The organism is Citrobacter sp. Cpo074, from assembly GCF_030332745.1.
Lineage (GTDB): Bacteria > Pseudomonadota > Gammaproteobacteria > Enterobacterales > Enterobacteriaceae > Citrobacter > Citrobacter portucalensis.
In genome coordinates, this window is the sequence record NZ_JAOWHG010000027.1 from 706994 (window position 1) to 727009 (window position 20016).

The 20016-nt window shown below is 54.3% G+C and carries 19 protein-coding genes; 12 read left to right on the forward strand and 7 right to left on the reverse strand.

Annotated features, from left to right (window positions below):
• Positions 1-360: 360 nt before the first annotated feature.
• From xthA to OGX83_RS08025, 7 genes are all read left to right on the forward strand, one after another.
• Positions 361-1167: an exodeoxyribonuclease III gene (gene xthA / locus OGX83_RS07995; protein WP_003030642.1), complete on the forward strand. Its 807-nt coding sequence runs from the start codon at positions 361-363 to the stop codon at positions 1165-1167.
• A gap of 223 nt (positions 1168-1390) precedes the next feature.
• Positions 1391-2047, forward strand: a complete 657-nt coding sequence (locus tag OGX83_RS08000; RefSeq protein ID WP_286588147.1) for a TVP38/TMEM64 family protein — start codon at positions 1391-1393, stop codon at positions 2045-2047.
• Complete coding sequence (locus OGX83_RS08005; RefSeq protein ID WP_286587740.1) at positions 2044-2754, forward strand: TVP38/TMEM64 family protein; 711 nt, start codon at positions 2044-2046, stop codon at positions 2752-2754. The genes OGX83_RS08000 and OGX83_RS08005 overlap by 4 nt, the downstream gene beginning before the upstream one ends.
• Positions 2755-2786: 32 nt before the next feature.
• Positions 2787-3956, forward strand: coding sequence for an ABC transporter substrate-binding protein (locus tag OGX83_RS08010; RefSeq protein WP_286587741.1), 1170 nt, complete (start codon positions 2787-2789; stop codon positions 3954-3956).
• Positions 3929-5464, forward strand: coding sequence for an ABC transporter permease family protein (locus OGX83_RS08015; RefSeq protein WP_286587742.1), 1536 nt, complete (start codon positions 3929-3931; stop codon positions 5462-5464). The genes OGX83_RS08010 and OGX83_RS08015 overlap by 28 nt, the downstream gene beginning before the upstream one ends.
• Entirely contained in the window at positions 5464-6096 is a 633-nt protein-coding gene (locus tag OGX83_RS08020) for an ATP-binding cassette domain-containing protein (RefSeq protein WP_057068359.1), read from the forward strand. The genes OGX83_RS08015 and OGX83_RS08020 overlap by 1 nt, the downstream gene beginning before the upstream one ends.
• Positions 6097-6183: 87 nt before the next feature.
• Positions 6184-7491, forward strand: a complete 1308-nt coding sequence (locus tag OGX83_RS08025) for a sulfurtransferase (protein WP_057068361.1) — start codon at positions 6184-6186, stop codon at positions 7489-7491.
• Between the two features lie 100 nt (positions 7492-7591).
• On the opposite strand, the gene OGX83_RS08030 is transcribed toward OGX83_RS08025, so the two are convergent.
• Positions 7592-8215 carry a CDP-alcohol phosphatidyltransferase family protein gene (locus tag OGX83_RS08030; RefSeq protein WP_008784544.1) on the reverse strand — a complete coding sequence of 208 codons (624 nt, stop codon included), beginning with the start codon at positions 8213-8215 and terminating at the stop codon, positions 7592-7594.
• A complete protein-coding gene (locus OGX83_RS08035) occupies positions 8208-8777 on the reverse strand; it encodes a carboxymuconolactone decarboxylase family protein (protein WP_020996450.1) in 570 nt (189 codons plus the stop codon). The genes OGX83_RS08030 and OGX83_RS08035 overlap by 8 nt, the downstream gene beginning before the upstream one ends.
• Before the next feature lie 79 nt (positions 8778-8856).
• On the opposite strand from OGX83_RS08035, the gene OGX83_RS08040 reads away from it, so the two are divergent.
• The gene (locus tag OGX83_RS08040; protein WP_057068380.1) at positions 8857-9270 is read left to right on the forward strand and encodes a pyrimidine (deoxy)nucleoside triphosphate diphosphatase; all 414 of its coding nucleotides are present in this window, start codon (positions 8857-8859) and stop codon (positions 9268-9270) included.
• Here OGX83_RS08040 and OGX83_RS08045 read toward each other — a convergent pair.
• Positions 9230-9490, reverse strand: a complete 261-nt coding sequence (locus OGX83_RS08045) for a YnjH family protein (RefSeq protein ID WP_170974251.1) — start codon at positions 9488-9490, stop codon at positions 9230-9232. The two genes, OGX83_RS08040 and OGX83_RS08045, sit on opposite strands and share 41 nt — an antisense overlap.
• Positions 9491-9742: 252 nt before the next feature.
• On the opposite strand from OGX83_RS08045, the gene gdhA reads away from it, so the two are divergent.
• The gene (gene gdhA, locus OGX83_RS08050; RefSeq protein WP_003832501.1) at positions 9743-11086 is read left to right on the forward strand and encodes an NADP-specific glutamate dehydrogenase; all 1344 of its coding nucleotides are present in this window, start codon (positions 9743-9745) and stop codon (positions 11084-11086) included.
• A gap of 88 nt (positions 11087-11174) precedes the next feature.
• Here gdhA and topB read toward each other — a convergent pair whose 3' ends face one another.
• From topB to OGX83_RS08065, 3 genes are all read right to left on the reverse strand, one after another.
• Complete coding sequence (gene topB / locus OGX83_RS08055) at positions 11175-13121, reverse strand: DNA topoisomerase III (protein WP_032934436.1); 1947 nt, start codon at positions 13119-13121, stop codon at positions 11175-11177.
• 4 nt (positions 13122-13125) lie between these two features.
• Entirely contained in the window at positions 13126-14169 is a 1044-nt protein-coding gene (gene selD / locus OGX83_RS08060; RefSeq protein ID WP_186413482.1) for a selenide, water dikinase SelD, read from the reverse strand.
• 116 nt (positions 14170-14285) lie between these two features.
• Positions 14286-14837, reverse strand: a complete 552-nt coding sequence (locus tag OGX83_RS08065) for an NAD(P)H nitroreductase (protein WP_008784540.1) — start codon at positions 14835-14837, stop codon at positions 14286-14288.
• Between the two features lie 175 nt (positions 14838-15012).
• On the opposite strand from OGX83_RS08065, the gene sppA reads away from it, so the two are divergent.
• Positions 15013-16869 carry a signal peptide peptidase SppA gene (gene sppA / locus OGX83_RS08070; protein ID WP_286587744.1) on the forward strand — a complete coding sequence of 619 codons (1857 nt, stop codon included), beginning with the start codon at positions 15013-15015 and terminating at the stop codon, positions 16867-16869.
• Between the two features lie 35 nt (positions 16870-16904).
• On the opposite strand, the gene OGX83_RS08075 is transcribed toward sppA, so the two are convergent.
• On the reverse strand, positions 16905-17972 hold the full coding sequence (locus OGX83_RS08075; RefSeq protein WP_286587745.1) for a GlxA family transcriptional regulator: 1068 nt from the start codon (positions 17970-17972) through the stop codon (positions 16905-16907).
• Positions 17973-18209: 237 nt separating this feature from the next.
• On the opposite strand from OGX83_RS08075, the gene ansA reads away from it, so the two are divergent.
• Complete coding sequence (gene ansA, locus OGX83_RS08080) at positions 18210-19226, forward strand: asparaginase (RefSeq protein WP_286587746.1); 1017 nt, start codon at positions 18210-18212, stop codon at positions 19224-19226.
• A gap of 14 nt (positions 19227-19240) precedes the next feature.
• The gene (gene pncA / locus OGX83_RS08085) at positions 19241-19879 is read left to right on the forward strand and encodes a bifunctional nicotinamidase/pyrazinamidase (protein WP_373878423.1); all 639 of its coding nucleotides are present in this window, start codon (positions 19241-19243) and stop codon (positions 19877-19879) included.
• Positions 19880-20016 lie beyond the last annotated feature (137 nt).

Genomic DNA, 20016 nt, shown 5'->3' on the forward strand with positions numbered 1-20016 from the left:
CCAGCCAGCGAAAAAAGTGCATAAACGGAGGTCGATGACGGAATATCAACAGGTTACAACGTGGCGATATTCACTGCATGTGCATATAAAGTGAATATGTTTGCGCATCAGGCGACTAAACAGAGGAAAAAACGCAGTTTTATTCAGTCGCCAAATATAATTCTGGAATTGTGATCGTATACGAAATTTTTCGGAAATTATTGCTCCATTCCGACGCGCTTCGCGCCAAAACGGTGCAGTTTTTGCTCCATCGTTAACACCATTAGCAATCATTGTTGGAATCAGGTGACAAGAAGCAGTCAGGCTGCAGAAATTCTGCTACCATCCTTGCACTATTCATCTTGCAAAGTGGCAGCGACTATGAAATTTGTCTCTTTTAATATCAACGGCCTGCGTGCCCGTCCCCATCAACTGGCAGCCATTGTCGAAAAACATCAACCGGATGTTATTGGCTTACAGGAGACAAAAGTCCACGACGATATGTTCCCTCTCGAAGAGGTAGCAAAGCTCGGTTACAACGTCTTTTATCACGGTCAGAAAGGTCATTACGGCGTGGCGTTGTTAACGAAAGAAACGCCAATTGCGGTACGTCGTGGCTTCCCGGGCGATGACGAAGAAGCGCAGCGTCGGATCATCATGGCAGAAATTCCGTCCCCTCTGGGCAGCATCACGGTGATCAACGGCTATTTCCCGCAGGGCGAAAGCCGTGACCATGAAACCAAATTCCCGGCCAAAGCTGCGTTTTATCAGAACCTGCAAAACTATCTGGAGACTGAACTGAAGCGCGACAATCCGGTATTGATTATGGGCGATATGAATATCAGCCCAACCGATCTCGATATCGGCATCGGTGAAGAAAACCGTAAACGCTGGCTGCGCACCGGTAAATGTTCCTTCCTGCCGGAGGAGCGTGAGTGGATGGAACGCCTGCTGGGCTGGGGTCTGGTGGACACTTACCGTCACGCAAATCCTGAAAAGAATGACCAGTTCTCGTGGTTCGACTATCGCTCAAAAGGCTTTGACGATAACCGTGGCCTGCGTATCGACCTGCTGCTGGCGAGCAACCCATTGGCGGAACGCTGCGAAGAAACCGGCATCGACTATGAAATTCGCAGCATGGAAAAACCGTCCGACCATGCGCCTGTATGGGCTAAATTCCGCGTCTGACCTTCTGCGTCTTTTTACTCTCCAGGCCCGGCCTGGAGAGTCTGTTTATTCTGTGCAAAATCAATAAAGTGACGGTAATACATTGTTACGGCCGGGAATTTATTATATCTTCGCGCGCGCTTTTCGCTGATGAAAATGCTCCATTGCACTCGGTTTTACAGGAGAACCCCCATGAAAAAGAAGTTCGCATAAAGCAGAATACCGGCTGCTGATTGTCGCGGTCCTGTTCTGCGTTCTGGCGGGAGTTTTCCATCATTATGGTCTGACCGACCTGATAACCAATTTCCATCATTTACAAGACGTCATCCGCCAAAGCGGTATGTTCGGCTATACGCTTTATATCCTGCTGTTTATTGTTGCTGCGCTGTGTCTGATCCCAGGCAGCATCCTGGTGATCGTCGGCGGTGTGCTGTTTGGCCCCGTGGCTGGGACGCTTATCTCGTTAGTGGCAGCAACCGTGGCCTCGGCGCTGTCGTTTTTGCTGGCTCGCTGGCTTGGACGGGATCTACTACTGAAATACGTTGGGCACACTGCGACGTTTCAGGCTATCGAAAAAGGCATTGCCCATAGCGGAGTAGACTTTCTAATCCTGACCCGGCTCGTGCCGCTGTTCCCCTATAATATTCAAAATTACGCCTATGGGCTGACGGCCATTCCGTTCTGGTCATTTACCGTAATATCGGCACTTACCACCTTACCCGGTATCTTTATCTATACGCTGATGTCGCATGAACTCGCCAGCGAAGGCATTACCCTGGTATTCATCGGTAAGCTCAGCGTGGCAGGGCTGGCGTTATTCGTCCTCGTTCAGGCAGCCAAAGCCTGGGCCCGATATAAGCATATCGATCCGTCAGCCAACCATGAGTGTACGGGTAAATGATAAAACGGAATAAAGCGCGGCTGGCTCGCTATTACCGGGCGGGTTTGATTGCTCTGCTACTGCTCGCGCTAATGGCATGGGCATGGATACCTGGCGTGAGTGATTTTCTCCACGGCAGCCTGACAGCATTTACCACACTCGATCAGCATGCTCTTGAGAACTTTATTCGTTCTTATGGAACCCAGGCGGCGGTGGTGTCGTTCTTCCTGATGATCTTACAGGCCATCGTTGCACCGCTTCCTGCGTTTGTGATCACGTTTGCCAATGCCTCGCTGTTTGGCGCATTTTGGGGCGGCGTACTATCCTGGAGCAGCGCAATGGCAGGTGCGGCGCTGTGCTTTTTTATCGCCCGCACTTTAGGTCGCGGTGCGGTAGAAAAGCTGACCGGAAAAACGGTGCTGAACAATATGGACGCTTTTTTCGAGCGCTATGGTAAGCACACTATTCTGGTCTGCCGCCTGTTACCTTTTGTGCCGTTCGACCCGGTAAGCTACGCGGCTGGCCTGACCTCAATTCGTTTTCGCCATTTTTTCATCGCCACCGGCATCGGACAGTTACCCGCCACTATCGTCTACTCATGGGCGGGAAGCCTGTTAACTGGCGGCACATTTTGGTTTGTGACGGGTCTGTTTGTCCTGTTTGCCCTAAGCGTGGTGATATCGGTGGCGAGAAGCCTTTATCTTGATCGCCAACGGAAAAAAAGCTGAGACCTTCCCCCATTTTTAGCCATGGAGATATTATGCGTTACTGCTTATTGTGTCTGAGTTTGTTGCTCTGCCCGCTGGCGACGTTTGCCCAGGACGCCAGCTGGCAACAAATCAAAAATGACGCCCGTGGTCAAACGGTGTGGTTCAACGCCTGGGGTGGCGACAATGCAGTTAACCAGTATCTCGACTGGGTTAGCGGCGAGATGAAAACGCACTACGACATTAACCTGAAAATCGTGCGCCTGGCAGACGCCGCCGATGCCGTAAAACGCATCCAGACGGAAGCGGCATCCGGGCGAAAAACCGGCGGCTCTGTCGATTTACTGTGGGTTAACGGCGAAAACTTCCGTACGCTAAAAGAAGCCGGGCTGCTGCAAACCCAGTGGGCGCAAACGCTGCCTAACTGGCGCTATGTTGATACACAAAAACCGGTGACCGAAGATTTCTCCGTTCCAACAGAGGGGGCTGAATCACCGTGGGGCGGTGCCCAATTCACCTTTATTGCCCGGCGCGATCTCACCGCGCAGCCGCCGTTATCTCCGCAGGCACTTCTTGAATTTGCGCAGGCGCACCCTGGCACGGTGACCTATCCACGCCCGCCAGACTTTACCGGAACGGCTTTCCTTGAACAGTTGCTAATTTCGCTCACCACCAAACCACAGGCATTGAAAGTTGTGCCAGATGCGGCGACATTCGCCGAAGTTACCGCGCCATTGTGGCAGTATCTTGATACCTTGCATCCTGTACTTTGGCGTGAAGGCAAAGATTTTCCGCCCACGCCAGCACGAATGGATTCACTGCTCAATAGCGGTACCCTGCGTTTATCATTGACCTTTAACCCTGCCCACGCGCAGCAAAAAGTAGCCAGCGGCGAGTTGCCTAAAAGCAGCTACAGTTTTGGTTTCTCACAGGGCATGCTCGGCAACGTGCACTTTGTTGCCATTCCGGCGAATGCCCACGCCAGTGCCGGAGCAAAAGTCGTGGCAAACTTCCTGCTTTCTCCTGAAGCACAACTGCGCAAAGCTGACCCGGCTGTCTGGGGAGATCCTTCGGTGCTTGATCCACAAAAATTGCCTGACGAACAGCGTGATGCGCTGCTGGCGCGGATCCCTCAGGGGCTCCCTGCCGTGTTGCCAGAACCGCATGCAGCCTGGGTAAACGCTCTGGAACAAGAATGGCTACGCCGCTACGGTACGCATTAGTTCTGCTACTCTGGGCCATCATGGCGGCAGTTTATCTGCCGTTGGCGCCAGCGGCATGGTCTCTGATAACACCAGCGCTTAGTACCACACACTGGCTGGCGCTCTTTGCCGATCCTCAACTCCCGCAGGCGTTACTGGCAACGCTGGTTTCCGTAGGCCTCGCGGCTGGCGGCGCGCTGATCATCGCGCTGCTGGCGATCCTCACTTTATGGCCCGGCGCAGGCTGGGCGCGGCTGTGCACCCGTCTTCCGTGGCTGCTGGCGATCCCGCACGTTGCCTTCGCCACCAGCGTGCTGTTGGTTTTTGCCGAAGGCGGTATGCTTTGGCAATGGCTCCCGTTCCTCAGTCCCCAGCCGGACCGCTACGGTATTGGACTTGGCGTAACGCTGGCGGTGAAAGAGAGCGCTTTTTTGTTATGGATACTCTCGGCTCTACTGAGTGAAAAACAACTTTCGCAGCAGGTTATCGTATTGGATTCGCTGGGTTACAGCCGACTGCAATGCCTGAACTGGCTGGTACTGCCCGCTATTGGCCCGGCATTAGGCAAAGCTATGCTGGCGATTGTCGCCTGGTCGCTCTCCGTTGTTGATGTGGCAATCGTTCTTGGCCCCGGCAATCCGCCAACGCTTGCCGTATTGAGCTGGCAGTGGCTCAGTCAGGGCGACGTCGAACAGCAGGCGAAAGGCGCACTTGCCAGTCTGTTGCTGGTGCTGTTGCTCCTTGTTATCGCGCTGGTGGGTTATCTGCTCTGGCGTGCCTGGCGACATACTATTCCGGCAGTAAACGGTGAACGCCAGCATTTTTCATCTATGACAATCGCACGCCCGCTGGTACAGATTTTGCCCGTCAGCGGTGTGGTATGCGCGCTGGTACTGGCGCTTATCGCCAGCTATTCCTCGCTAAACAGCGAGGCGCTCAGCAACAGCCTGCAACTGGGGCTCCTTTCCAGCGTGCTGGCGCTTCTGATACTTTTTGCCTGGCTGGAATGGGGTCCACAAACCGGACACCGCTGGGTCTGGCTACCGCTCATTTTGCCTGCGCTACCGCTGGTAACCGGACAATACCTGCTGGCGTTATATGCCGAACAAGATGGACTGATGACGACCATTATCTGGGGCCATCTGCTGTGGGTGATGCCCTGGATGCTATTTGTGCTTAAACCGGCGTGGCAGCGCATTGACCCACGATTAATTTTGATTGCACAAACCCTGGGCTGGACGCGGGGGCGGATATTCTGGCTGGTGAAATGCCCACAGCTGGCGCGCCCGGCATTGATTGCCTTCGCGGTTGGCTTCTCGGTTAGTATCGCCCAGTATATGCCAACGCTGTGGCTAGGTGCCGGCCGCTATCCCACGTTAACCACCGAAGCGGTGGCATTAAGCAGCGGCGGTAGCAGTGCGATTCTGGCAACACAAGCGTTGTGGCAGCTGCTTCTACCACTGCTCGTTTTCGCACTTGCAGCCTTTCTCGCCACGTGGATCGGCCGCTTTCGACAAGGACTCCGCTAATGCTTACCGTACGAGGCGTTTCGTTGTACCAGGGCGTGAAAGCGCTGGTGAAAGACGTTAATTTTCAGGTTAACAAAAGTGACATTGTCACAATTATGGGGCCTTCCGGCAGCGGGAAATCTTCGCTGTTTTCATGGATGATCGGGGGGTTGTCTCCCCAGTTTCAGGCCTCAGGCGAACTGTGGCTTAATGAACGACGCATCGATACGTTACCTACCGCGCAGCGCCAGATTGGCATTTTGTTCCAGGATGCGCTGCTGTTTGACCATTTCAGCGTTGGGCAGAATTTACTGCTGGCCTTACCCGCCAGCCTGCAAGGTCCCGCCAGACGCCATGAGATTGAATGCGCTCTCGCACGCGCTGACCTGGCAGGTTTTTATTCGCGCGATCCGGCGTCACTCTCCGGCGGACAACGCTCGCGTGTCGCCCTGCTCCGCGCGCTGCTGGCTCAGCCCCAGGCGCTGTTACTTGATGAACCCTTTAGCAGGCTGGATGCGTCGCTACGCGATAACTTTCGCCAATGGGTCTTCACCGAGGTGCGTAAGCTGGGGATCCCGGTGGTACAAGTCACGCATGATGCGCAGGATGTCCCGCCTGCAGGCCGCGTATTTCAGATGGAAAACTGGGCGTGAATGTGGCGATATGCTGCGTTAACGCAAGGTTTTTACGTAACTGGCGGCACAGAATGTCGTCTTCTTTTTTCAACGTCGGGCTATTCGATGAAACGTGTTTCTCAAATGACCGCGCTGGCACTGGCTTTAGGGCTCGCTTGCGCTTCTTCCTGGGCTGCTGAAACAGCACAGACGCTCACCCTCAACCAGTTACAGCAAAAGCAAGGCGCGGCGATCGATACCCGTCAGAGCGCTTTTTACAACGGCTGGCCACAATCGCTCAATGGTCCTTCAGGACACGAACCTTCCGCACTGAACCTGTCTGCCGCCTGGCTCGACAAGATGAATGATGAACAACTCAGCGCCTGGGTTAAGTCACATCAACTTAAGACCGACGCTCCGGTGGCGCTATATGGCAGTGATAACGACATGCAGGCCGTTAAATCCCGTCTGCAAAAAGTTGGCTTTAACCAGATTTCAACCCTCAGCGATGCGCTGACAGATCCTGCGCGTCTGCAACGTCTGCCGCACTTCGAACAGTTGGTTTACCCACAGTGGCTGCACAATCTTCAGCAGGGTAAAGACGTGACTGCCAAACCAGCGGGTGACTGGAAAGTGATTGAAGCCGCCTGGGGCGCGCCGAAGCTGTATCTGCTCAGCCACATCCCCGGCGCGGGTTACATTGATACCAATGAAGTTGAAAGCGAACCGCTGTGGAATAAAGTTTCCGACGAGCAGCTTAAAGCGATGCTGGCGAAACACGGTATCCGCCACGACACCACGGTAATTTTATACGGCCGCGATGTCTATGCCGCCGCTCGCGTGGCGCAAATTATGCTGTACGCAGGCGTGAAAGACGTTCGTCTGCTCGACGGCGGTTGGCAAACCTGGTCCGACTCAGGTTTACCGGTCGAACGCGGCACTCCGCCAACGGTGAAACCAGAGCCTGATTTCGGCGTGAAAATCCCTGCCCAGCCGCAACTGATGCTCGATACGGAACAGGCTCGCGGTCTGCTGCATCGCCAGGATGCATCTTTGGTGAGCATTCGTTCATGGCCGGAATTTGTCGGTACCACCAGCGGTTACAGCTACATTAAGCCAAAAGGTGAGATCGCAGGCGCGCGTTGGGGCCACGCGGGCAGCGACTCCACCCACATGGAAGATTTCCATAACCCGGATGGCACCATGCGCAGCGCGGATGACATCGCCGCCATGTGGAAGCAATGGAATATCCTGCCGAATCAACAGGTCGCTTTCTATTGCGGTACCGGCTGGCGTGCTTCAGAAACGTTTATGTATGCCCGCGCGATGGGCTGGAAAAACGTCTCTGTTTACGATGGTGGCTGGTACGAGTGGAGCAGCAATCCGAAAAACCCGGTCACCAGCGGTGAACGGGGTCCGGACGCTAGCAAGTAAGACTGGCATTATTGCCGGATGCGGCGAGAACGCTTTACCCAGCCTGGATATATCATCGTTGTAGGCCGGATAAGCGAAGCGCATCCGGCAACGCATTACCTTACGCCTGACGCTGAACGGTTTTCAGCGTCAGATATCCGCTCCAGATCCGGGTGAACGTTGTCATCCAGCACAGCGCGCCAAAGACCCACGCCAGCACGGCAAAATAGTCAGGGAACAGACACCCCAACACAAACAGCAAAATTGTCTCAGTTCCTTCGGTCAGCCCGCCCAGATAATAAAACGATTTATGTGCGTAACCGGGGTTATCAATCTGATGTTTCGCTGCCAGTGCGGCGAAGGCCAGAAAGCTGCTACCGGTGCCAATAAACGCGAACAACAGCCAACTGCCTGCCAGCGCATTCTGCGCCGGAGCGGCAAGAATAAAACCAAACGGCACAAGGGCGTAAAATAAAAAATCGAGCGAGATATCGAGAAATCCCCCCGCGTCGGATAGCCCTCTGCGCCGTGCCAGCGCCCCATCCAGTCCGTCAAACAACCGATTGAGCACAATGGCCACCAGCGCCGCCAGATACCAGCCTAACGCCAGAAATGGCAACGCCAGCACGCCAATGGCAAATCCTACCAGCGTAAGTCCGTCCGGGGTAATCGCCGGTTTATCGATAATACCTACGCACCGATGCAACAGCGGTTTTAATCGTGGATGAAGATGGCGGTCAAGCATGCGGGCGTCCTTTAAAACTGTCGCACAGTCCCTGCGAGGGAATATCGAGAGCGGCATTAAAACGCGCCGAGAGATTTTGAAACGCAATCAGCGCGGTCATTTCCGTAATGGCATCATCGGTAAAATGCTGCTTCATCTGCACTTTCAGCGCATCGTCAACCTGTGGAGGCGTTGCGGTAACCGCATCGGCATAGGCCAGCGCTACGCGCTCTTCTGCACTGAACAGCGTCGAATCTTGCCAGGTGGCAACCTGCATGACTTTATCCAGCGCGCCACAGCGTTCTGCCAGCCGTAAACTATTCGCATCAACACAGAAAGCGCAGTGGCAGACCTGAGAAACGCGGGTCATCAACAGCGCGCGCATCACCGGCGTTAAGCGCGCCTTTTTACGCTCCAGAAACCCGACAAACAGCGCCACCAGCCAGAACAGAAACGGCATCCGCCCCCACCAGCGCGTTGGATGCAGCACATCGCCATAATGTTTTTTCTGCGTGGCAACGAGCGGTTTTAAACTGGAAGGGATACGCGTTAACGGCTTTACCCACGACTGAGGTTCGTTCAACGGTGGCTCCTGAATACTTTAGATAAAACAAAGATAACGATAGTATGTCATTTTCTGCTGTTAGATCTTGATGAATATGATGAAAACCCTCGACGTGGTTGCCGCTATCATTGAACGTGATGGCAAAATTTTACTGGCTCAGCGTCCGCTGCATGCGGATCAGTCAGGCATGTGGGAGTTTGCCGGCGGTAAGGTTGAGCCGGGCGAAAGTCAGCCCGAGGCGCTGATCCGCGAACTGCGTGAAGAGTTGGGTATTGAGGCAGTCGTGGGGCGCTACATTGCCAGTCATCAGCGCGAGGTTTCAGGCCGATTGATTCACCTGCATGCCTGGCATGTGCCTTCGTATCAAGGGGAACTTAGAGCGCATGAACATCAGGATATCGTCTGGTGCTCACCCGAAGAGGCGCTGCGTTATCCGCTGGCACCCGCCGATATCCCGTTGTTAGAGACGTTTATCCTTTTACACGCCGCCAGACCAGCGGATTCGTGCTGATCGTTTTATCATCGCGCTGGCACTGCAACAGAACGCCATCGGCTTTAATCACCGCCCCTTCAGAGTAGTTTTGATCCTGATAAATACAGCACTGGCTACAGGGCTGAGCCCGCTGACCGCTGGAACTGAACACTTCCGGCGGTACATTCACCTGCACATCCGGGCGATAAAGCTGATTTGCCAGCGTCGCGCTGGACACCAGTACCAACGCTCCTGCCATGATTAAACGGCGCATTGTCTTTCCTTTTTAACTGACATTTATGCTCAGTATAACGGTATAAATCGGCAGAAACTTTAGTCCCTTCCATCATCGCTTTTGGTTATGACCCACGGCGCAATATTAATTTACTTAGCGGGGTTAATTTTTTCTTGCGTCACGTCACACTGCTGATGGTATAGTCAAAAACTGCACAACACATAACATAAATATCAAAAATATAACCATATCAATACATAAGAGGTTCTTATATCTATGGATCAGACATGTTCTCTGGAGTCATTTCTCAACCATGTGCAAAAGCGCGACCCGAATCAAACCGAGTTCGCGCAAGCCGTTCGTGAGGTAATGACGACGCTGTGGCCCTTTCTTGAGCAGAACCCGCGTTATCGTCAGATGTCGTTGCTGGAACGTCTGGTTGAACCGGAGCGCGTGATCCAGTTCCGCGTAGTTTGGCTGGACGATCGCAATCAGGTGCAGGTCAACCGCGCGTGGCGCGTACAGTTTAGCTCTGCCATTGGCCCGTACAAAGGCGGTATGCGTTTCCACCCTTCCGTGAACCTGTCGATCCTGAAATTCCTGGGTTTCGAGCAGACCTTTAAGAACGCCCTCACCACGCTGCCAATGGGCGGAGGTAAAGGCGGGAGCGATTTCGATCCGAAAGGTAAAAGCGAAGGCGAAATCATGCGTTTCTGCCAGGCACTGATGACCGAACTATTCCGCCATTTAGGTCCTGATACCGACGTCCCGGCGGGCGATATCGGCGTGGGTGGTCGTGAAGTCGGCTTTATGGCCGGGATGATGAAAAAACTGTCCAACAACAGCGCCTGCGTCTTTACCGGTAAAGGTCTCTCTTTTGGCGGCAGCCTGATCCGCCCGGAAGCCACCGGCTACGGTCTGGTGTACTTCACCGAAGCAATGCTCAAACGCCATGGTCTGGGCTTTGAAGGCATGCGCGTGGCGGTTTCTGGCTCCGGCAACGTGGCGCAATTCGCCATTGAGAAAGCCATGGAGTTTGGCGCGCGAGTAGTTACCGCCTCCGATTCCAGCGGTACCGTGGTCGACGAAAGCGGATTTACTAAAGAAAAGCTGGCGCGTCTGTGCGCGATCAAAGACAGCCGTGACGGTCGCGTGGCGGATTACGCCCGTGAGTTTGGCCTGACCTATCTGGAAGGCAAACAGCCGTGGTCGGTTCCGGTCGATATCGCCCTGCCGTGCGCCACTCAGAATGAACTGGATGTCGATGCAGCGCGCGTACTGATCGCCAACGGCGTGAAAGCTGTCGCCGAAGGGGCAAACATGCCGACCACTATCGAGGCCACCGATCTGTTCCTCGAAGCGGGCGTACTGTTCGCACCGGGTAAAGCCGCCAACGCCGGTGGCGTAGCGACATCCGGTCTGGAAATGGCGCAAAACGCCGCTCGTCTGGGCTGGAAAGCGGAGAAAGTGGATGCGCGCCTGCACCACATCATGCTGGATATTCACCATGCCTGCGTTGAATACGGCGGCGAAAGCAAGCAGACCAACTACGTACGTGGCGCCAACATCGCGGGCTTCGTGAAGGTTGCCGACGCGATGCTGGGTCAGGGCGTGATTTAATATTGTCTCTGCAGGCCAGTAGGCCGGATTAGGCACGGGTGCCGCATCCGGCTAAGCCTGATGCGCTATGCTTATCAGGCTTACAAACTTACAGGCCCGCCTCTTCAGATGGCGGGCTTTTTTTCGCCGGACGTTTACGCGGCGCGCTTTTTTTCTTATCGCTACCACTACCGCCCGGCGCGGCAATTCCACGAAAGCGTCGTACCGGTGTGCTGCGCGCCTGATCGATAAGCTGATACAGCGTTCCCACCAGCGGCTGCATGAAATCCTGATAGCGACACTGCTTTTCGCTGATTTGGGTCAGGATAGATTCCCAGTGCGCTGTCATGTCCGGGCGCGTCGCCATTTCTGGCAGCGAGTGGAACAGCGCTTTTCCCGCGTCAGTCGAATGGATATAACGTCCTTTTTTCACCAGGAACCCGCGCTTAAACAGCAGCTCGATAATTCCGGCGCGCGTCGCTTCCGTACCTAAACCATCCGTTGCGCGCAGGATCTTTTTCAGATCTTTATCCTGCACGAATCGCGCAATCCCGGTCATCGCTGACAGCAGAGTTGCATCAGTAAAGTGCCGCGGGGGCTGGGTCTGACGTTCAACTACTTCGCCTTTTTCGCACAGCAGTTCGTCATCTTTTGCCACCACCGGCAGCGGCGTCCCGTCATTATCTTCGTCGCGCTCTTTGTTGCCGAGCAGCGTGCGCCATCCGGCTTCCGCCAGAAAACGGGCTTTAGCGACAAACTTGCCTTTGGCGATGTCCAGCTCAATGACGCACTTCCTGAATACCGCATCTGCGCAAAATTGCATCAGATACTGACGGGCAATCAGGTTGTAAATTTTCGCTTCGTTGTCATTCAGGTTGATGGACGAACTGCGCGCGGTAGGAATGATGGCGTGGTGCGCATCCACTTTTTTGTCGTCCCAACAGCGATTTCGCGTATCGGGATTGACCGCCGGCTGCGGGAGCAGATCCGGCGCATGGACGCTAATCGCGTTCAGTACCGCGTGACGTCCGGCAAAGTGTTCTTCCGGCAGATAACGGCTATCCGAACGCGGATAGGTAATCAACTTATGGGTTTCATACAGCTTCTGGCAGATATCCAGAACGTTTTGCGCACTTAAACCGAAGCGCTTCGCCGCTTCAATCTGCAACGCCGACAGCGAGAACGGCAACGGCGCGGATTCTGATTCCCGTTTATCGTTATAGCTGGTGACTATCGCCGGTTGACCGTTAATGCGGTTCACCACGTGTTCAGCCAGCGTGCGATTCAGCAAGCGCCCTTCTTCATCCTGATACGGCTCACACGCTTCGCTCGGCTGCCAGATAGCGGTGAACCGCTCATCGGCGGGCGTTACGATATGCGCTTTCACTTCGAAGAAGTCTTTGGCGACGAAGTTCTCTATCTCTTCATCGCGACGCACAACCAGCCCGAGCACCGGCGTTTGTACGCGCCCGACCGAAAGTACGCCCTGATAGCCCGCGTTACGTCCAAGAATGGTGTAAGCGCGCGTCATATTGATACCGTACAACCAGTCCGCACGCGCTCGCGCCAGTGCTGACACGCACAGCGGGATAAACTCACTGTTGGCGCGCAGCCGCTCAATAGCCCGCTCAACGGCCTGCGGGTTGAGGTCGTTAATCAGGCAACGCTGCACCTTCTGGCGCTTTTCAGGCGCCAGTTGCAGGTAATCCAGCACTTCATCCACCAGCAGTTGCCCTTCACGATCGGGGTCACCGGCGTGAATAACTTCGCTGGCCTCATGCAAAAAGCGCTTAATGACGTTGAGCTGTTTGGTCACCGAGGGGCGCGGTTGCAGTTGCCACTTTTCAGGGACAATCGGCAGATCGACCAGACTCCAGCGAGCATAACGACTGTCGTAGGCATCCGGCTGCGCCTGTTCAAGCAGGTGACCAATACACCAGGTCACCACTTGTCCATTTCCGCATTCGATAAAACCATCGCCTTTGCGATGCGGCTTCGGCAGCACATCGGCGATAGCACGCGCCAGACTTGGTTTTTCGGCAATAAACAACCGCATCGAGTTAACGAATCTCAACCATGGCGCGACCGCCACGAGCTTCCACTAACTCACCAATGGCGGTGAGATCGATACCGAACTGCGCCGCTGCCGCTTTCACTTCGGCTTCAGCTTCCGACGTTACCGCCAGCAACAGGCCACCGGAAGTTTGCGGATCGCACAGCAGATCGCGTACCGATTGCGGCATTTCACCCATCAGGTGTCCGTAGCTGGCAAAGTTACGTTGGGTACCACCCGGCACCGCGCCCTGCGCGATGTATTCTTCAACGCCAGGCAGCTTAGGAATATCCTGGTAGACGATCTGCGCCTGAACGCCTGCGCCCTGGCACATCTCACTCAGATGCCCCAGCAGACCAAAACCGGTAACATCGGTCATGGCTTTCACGCCGTCAATATCGGCGAATGCCGCACCGGCAATGTTCATCCGGCACATAACTTCTGTCGCCAGTCCTTTGTGTTCTTCCTTCAGCAGTGATTTTTTCTCTGCAGTTGTCAGAACGCCAATACCCAGAGGCTTGGTCAGGAACAACTTACACCCTGCCTCAGCGGTGCTGTTTTTCTTCACGCGTTCGGTCGGCACAACGCCGGTTACCGCAAGGCCAAAGATAGGCTCTGGGGCATCGATAGAGTGGCCGCCCGCCAGCGCAATACCCGCTTGACGGCAGGCAAAGCGTCCGCCTTCGGTTACTTCGCGGGCGATTTCCGGTGCCAGCTTATCCAGCGGCCAGCCCAGAATAGCAATTGCCATAATCGGTTTGCCGCCCATGGCGAAAATATCGCTGATGGCGTTAGTCGCGGCGATGCGTCCAAAATCAAACGGATTATCGACAATCGGCATAAAGAAATCGGTGGTGCTGATAACGCTGGTGCCGTTTCCCAGATCGTATACGGCCGCGTCGTCGCGGGTTTCATTACCCACCAGTAAGTTCGGATCAACAAACTTCGCCTGCTCGCTGTGCAGGATGGTTTCCAGCACTTTTGGGGAAATTTTACAACCGCAACCGGCTCCGTGGCTGTATTGCGTTAAACGAATAGCTTGCTCGCTCATGGACATCTCCTGTCATTGCAATCCGGATATGGTAGCGCTCATTCTTTGATGTGGTAAGAGTGACTGTCTGAATTCGGGTGTCTTTGCTCAGAATCCAGACAGTTTTGCCGTTGATATCAGAAATAACGGACGAATGCGCTCGGATCGGCAAGGTTAATCGTCGTGGATGCTTTTAGCTGCGGTGTGCCCAGATAGAGGAAACCGACGATTTTATCTTGCGGGCGACAGTCGAATGCTTCGCGAACGACCGCACTTTCGGTTAATGCACCACTGCGCCAGATACCGCCAAAGCCCTGGGCAATTGCGGCCATCTGCATAGCCATCACCGCACAACCGGCAGACATTTCTTGTTCCCACAGAGGAACCTTGTCATTTTCTTCACATTTCGCCACCACGGTAATAATCAACGGCGCGCGAAACGGTGCGCTGCGCGCTTTTTCCTGGGCTTTCTCGTCACTGCCTGCGGCAATCGCCCCTTTTTCAAGCACCGCGCTAAAACGCTCACGCCCTTCGCCCTCAATGACAAAGAATTGCCACGGTTGCAGCGTTTTGTGGTCTGGCGCGCGCATTCCCGCACGCAGAATGTTTTGCAGCTGCTCTCCTGTCGGGGCTGGCTCGACGAGACGAGAGGCGCTACGACGGGTAATCAGTAATTCGAGTGCATCCATTTGCTTAACTCCAACAATGAGATTTGTTCACAAAATTAACACGTGAGCGGATTTTGTTACAGCACAGGCGGTGATTCCTGCTGACAAGTGCCTGTCGGGTCATTACGATAGCCTCATCTTATCGCCTTTCTCCGGAATTTCGGGGTGGCGTGTTGTTAATCGGTAGGGAGAATACATGCGAACCCTGTGGCGATTTATTGCCGGATTTTTTAAATGGACATGGCGATTACTCAATTTCGTCCGTGAATTTGTGCTTAACCTGTTCTTCATCTTCTTGGTGCTGGTGGGCGTGGGCATCTGGATGCAGGTCAGCAGCAGCAATACCAGTGAACACGCTGAGCGAGGCGCACTGCTGCTGGATATCTCGGGGGTGATTGTCGATAAGCCTTCGAGCACCAGTCGCTTAAGCGTTATTGGTCGTCAGCTGTTTTGCGCCAGTTCCGATCGTCTGCAGGAAAACTCCCTGTTCGATATCGTGAATACTATTCGCCAGGCAAAAAATGATCGCAACATCACCGGCATTGTGATGGATCTGAAAAATTTTGCCGGGGCCGACCAGCCTTCCATGCAGTATATCGGTAAAGCGCTGCGGGAATTCCGCGACAGCGGCAAACCGGTCTTTGCCGTGGGCGATAACTTCAGCCAGGGGCAGTACTACCTCGCCAGTTTCGCCAATAAAATTTATCTCTCTCCGCAGGGTTCCGTTGATCTGCACGGCTTTGCCACCAACGGTTTGTACTACAAGTCCCTGCTCGACAAGCTGAAAGTTTCCACACACGTGTTCCGTGTCGGGACTTATAAGTCTGCCGTAGAACCGTTCATTCGTGATGATATGTCTCCTGCCGCGCGCGAGGCCGACAGCCGCTGGATCGGCGAGCTGTGGCAGAACTATCTCGACACGGTCGCTGCCAACCGCCAGATCCCTGCTCAGCAGGTGTTCCCGGGCGCACAGGCCATGCTGGACGGTTTGACAAAAGTCGATGGTGATACCGCGAAATATGCGCTCGACAACAAACTGGTGGATGCACTCGCTTCCAGCGCTGAAGTCGAAAAAATGCTGACCAAACAGTTTGGCTGGAGCAAAGCGGATAAAAATTATCGCGCCGTCAGCTATTACGATTACTCGCTGAAAACGCCAGCGGATACTGGGGACAGCATTGGCGTCGTCTTCGCGAATGGCGCAATTATGGACGGTGAAGAAACCCCTGGGAATGTGGGCGGTGACACGACTGCCGCGCAGATCCGCGAAGCGCGTCTTGATCCGAAAGTGAAAGCAATTGTGCTGCGCGTGAACAGCCCTGGCGGCAGCGTCAGCGCTTCCGAAGTCATTCGCGCTGAGCTGGCTGCGGCAAAAGCAGCAGGCAAGCCGGTTGTCGTGTCCATGGGGGGCATGGCGGCATCCGGCGGGTACTGGATCTCCACCCCAGCAAGCTACATTGTGGCGAACCCCAGCACGCTGACCGGTTCAATCGGGATCTTTGGCGTGATCAACACCGTCGAGAACAGTCTGGATTCCATTGGTGTACACACCGACGGTGTGGCGACATCCCCACTGGCGGATATCTCCATCACCAAAGCGTTACCACCTGAAGTGCAGCAAATGATGCAACTGAGCATCGAGAACGGCTATAAGCGCTTTATCACGCTGGTCGCAGATGCGCGTAAGACAACGCCTGAGCAGATTGACAAAATCGCGCAGGGCCACGTCTGGACCGGCCAGGATGCGAAAGCCAACGGTCTGGTAGACAGTCTGGGTGATTTTGATGACGCCGTGGCGAAAGCGGCTGAGCTGGCCAAACTGAAGCAATGGCACATTGAGTATTATCAGGACGAACCGACATTCGTTGATATGGTGATGGATAGCATGTCCGGTTCCGTTCGTGCCATGCTGCCTGAAGCTATCCAGGCGATGCTCCCGGCGCCGCTCGCTTCTGCGGCGAGTACGGTTAAAGCGGAGAGCGATAAGCTGGCCGCGTTTAACGATCCGCAAAACCGCTATGCGTTTTGCCTGACCTGCGCCAACGTTCGCTAATCTGCCAATGCTGCCCCAAGTCGGGGCAGCATTTTTTATGCATTCTGATGTCGCGTACTGCGACAATCTCCTGGCGTACAGCCAAACTCCCGACTAAACAAACGAATAAAGTGCGCACAGTCGCTAAATCCCAGACGCAGCGCAATCTCCGTGACACTCTCTCCAGAATTCATTAGCAGCCAGTGGGCATAACGCAAACGCGCACGTCGGATAAACTCTCCCGGCGATTGGGCGAACTCGGCGTTAAACAACCGGGTAAGCTGTCGCGGGCTCAGGTTGACTTCAGCGGCCAGCCAGCGGGTCGAAATGGGCTTTACCAGTCCTTGCTCAATTAAAAAGACCGCTTTGCGTAACCGACTGTCGCTCACGTGGGTAAAACCTATCGCTCTGGAGACCGCCACTGACGTGCTGTCTATGCGGTTGGGGACGGACATCTGGAAGATGGCTTTTGTCGCCCTGTCGGGACCACAGTGGCGGCGAATAAGCTCTGTTGCCAGCCCTATCGTCGAAATGCCCCCCGGACATGTCAGAATCCCTTTTTCCTCAACAAAATCGACCCCGCTACGGGCAGCCAGCTGAGGAAATTGCGTTTTAAAATCATTCAGATGCCAGGGATGAATCGCCGCCATCAACCCATTGAGGAAACCTTCTTGCGCCAGAACAAAGCTGCCCGTGCAGATACCTACCAGCGGAATGTTGAGCTGATGCGCAAGATGCAGGTAACGTCGCGCGGCCCGATCGGCTTTCGCCATACTGCGCAGCAAGCCGCCAATCACCACCACATAATCAAATTGTTCCGGTGCAACGAATTCGCTATCCGGCATCATCGCCATTCCTGAACTGCTTAGAACAGGTCGGTCTGGTGTAGCGCTCATCAGACGCCAGGAGCAGCGAATTTTCTGGCTATCATCCCCCATATCCGCCGCATGACGTAACGCATCGGTTAACCCCGCCAGCGCCAGCAGAGGAAATTCCGGCCACAGAAGAATGCCGACATTCAACTGTGGTCTGTGCGGTGTCTCTGTCTGACTCGCATCGATAGCCGTAATGATGTCTCCATCCGCCCACTCGCCTGGCTGATAAATTCTCAGGTCTTTCTTCACTTCAGGCTCCATGCGTATTGTCATTACGACGAAACATGATAACGGCAATCGCTATATCCAAAAAGCAAGGCTGCTACTGTAGGGCCGAGGGAGCAAAACCACACTGAACAAACGGGACAAGGCACTGAACATAAATGACATATTGATCGGATGGCAGGTATGCGTCATTTGCACTGTATTTTTTCGGGGGGAACTTTATACTGCGCCTGTTTATGCACAACTTAACCTGTGACGCCCATGCAAAAGAAATCGATTTACGTTGCCTATACCGGCGGTACCATTGGTATGCAGCGCTCAGAACAGGGTTATATTCCTGTTTCCGGTCATCTCCAGCGTCAGTTGGCACTGATGCCTGAATTCCACCGCCCAGAGATGCCAGACTTCACCATCCACGAATACGTCCCGCTGATGGATTCCTCCGATATGACGCCAGAAGACTGGCAGCATATTGCTGAAGACATTAAGACGCACTACGACGATTACGATGGTTTTGTCATTCTGCACGGCACTGACACCATGGCGTTTACGGCTTCGGCGCTCTCATTTATGCTGGAGAATCTGGGCAAGCCAGTCATTGTGACAGGGTCACAAATCCCATTAGCAGAGCTACGTTCTGACGGACAAATCAATTTGCTGAATGCGTTGTACGTTGCAGCAAATTATCCGATCAATGAAGTGACCCTGTTTTTCAACAACCGACTGTTTCGCGGTAACCGGACCACTAAAGCGCATGCTGATGGTTTTGACGCGTTTGCCTCACCCAACCTTGCACCACTGCTGGAAGCCGGGATCCACATTCGTCGGCTGGGAACACCGCCCGCACCTCACGGCACAGGTGAGTTGATTGTCCATCCTATCACTCCACAACCGATTGGCGTGGTCACCATTTATCCAGGGATCTCCGCTGATGTAGTACGCAACTTCCTGCGCCAGCCGGTAAAAGCATTAATTTTGCGCTCCTACGGCGTGGGCAATGCGCCGCAGAATAAAGAGTTCCTGAAAGAACTTGAAGATGCAAGCTCGCGTGGCATTGTGGTGGTGAACCTTACGCAGTGTATGTCCGGCAAGGTGAACATGGGGGGCTACGCGACAGGGAATGCGCTGGCGCATGCTGGCGTGATTGGCGGCGCGGATATGACCGTCGAAGCCACACTCACCAAACTGCACTATTTGCTGAGTCAGCGACTGGATACGCAGACAATTCGTGAAGCAATGACGCAAAATCTGCGTGGTGAACTCACGTCTGACGATTAAAGGAGTCTATGCCCATGGCCCGAGCCTTACTGTTGGTCGATTTACAAAATGACTTTTGTGCCGGTGGTGCCCTCGCGGTCCCACAAGGTGACAGCACAATCGATATCGCCAACCGCCTGATTGACTGGTGTGCCATACGCGGCGACACGGTCGTTGCCAGTCTGGACTGGCACCCGGCTAATCACGGTAGTTTTGCCAGCCAGCATCAGGTCGAGCCCTACAGCCAGGGACAACTCGATGGCCTGGCGCAGACGTTCTGGCCCGATCATTGCGTACAAAACAGCGAAGGTGCTGCCCTGCATCCGCTGCTGAACCAGCGTGCGATAACTCAAACGTTCACTAAAGGTGAGAACCCGCTGGTCGACAGCTACAGTGCTTTTTTTGATAACGGTCGTCGTCAGGCAACCGCGCTGAATGCATGGCTACTCGAACACCGCATTGCCGAGCTCATCATCATGGGTCTGGCTACCGACTATTGCGTCAAATTCACCGTACTGGATGCGCTCGATCTTGGCTACACCGTCAGCGTTATAACCGACGGCTGCCGTGGCGTTAATATTCAACCCCAGGACAGTGCAAACGCCTTTATGGAAATGGCGGCTGCGGGCGCAACGCTGTATACGTTGGACGACTGGCTGGAAACCCAGCGCTAATGCTTTAAAACGTTATATCCGGTCGATTGAAACTGCACATTTTTGCAAATTTATAGGCCGGATTAATACGCATCTCCCTTTCAACCAGTACTCCTCTAACCAATACAACCTACCAAAATTGGTTTGCCGCTGCTCCA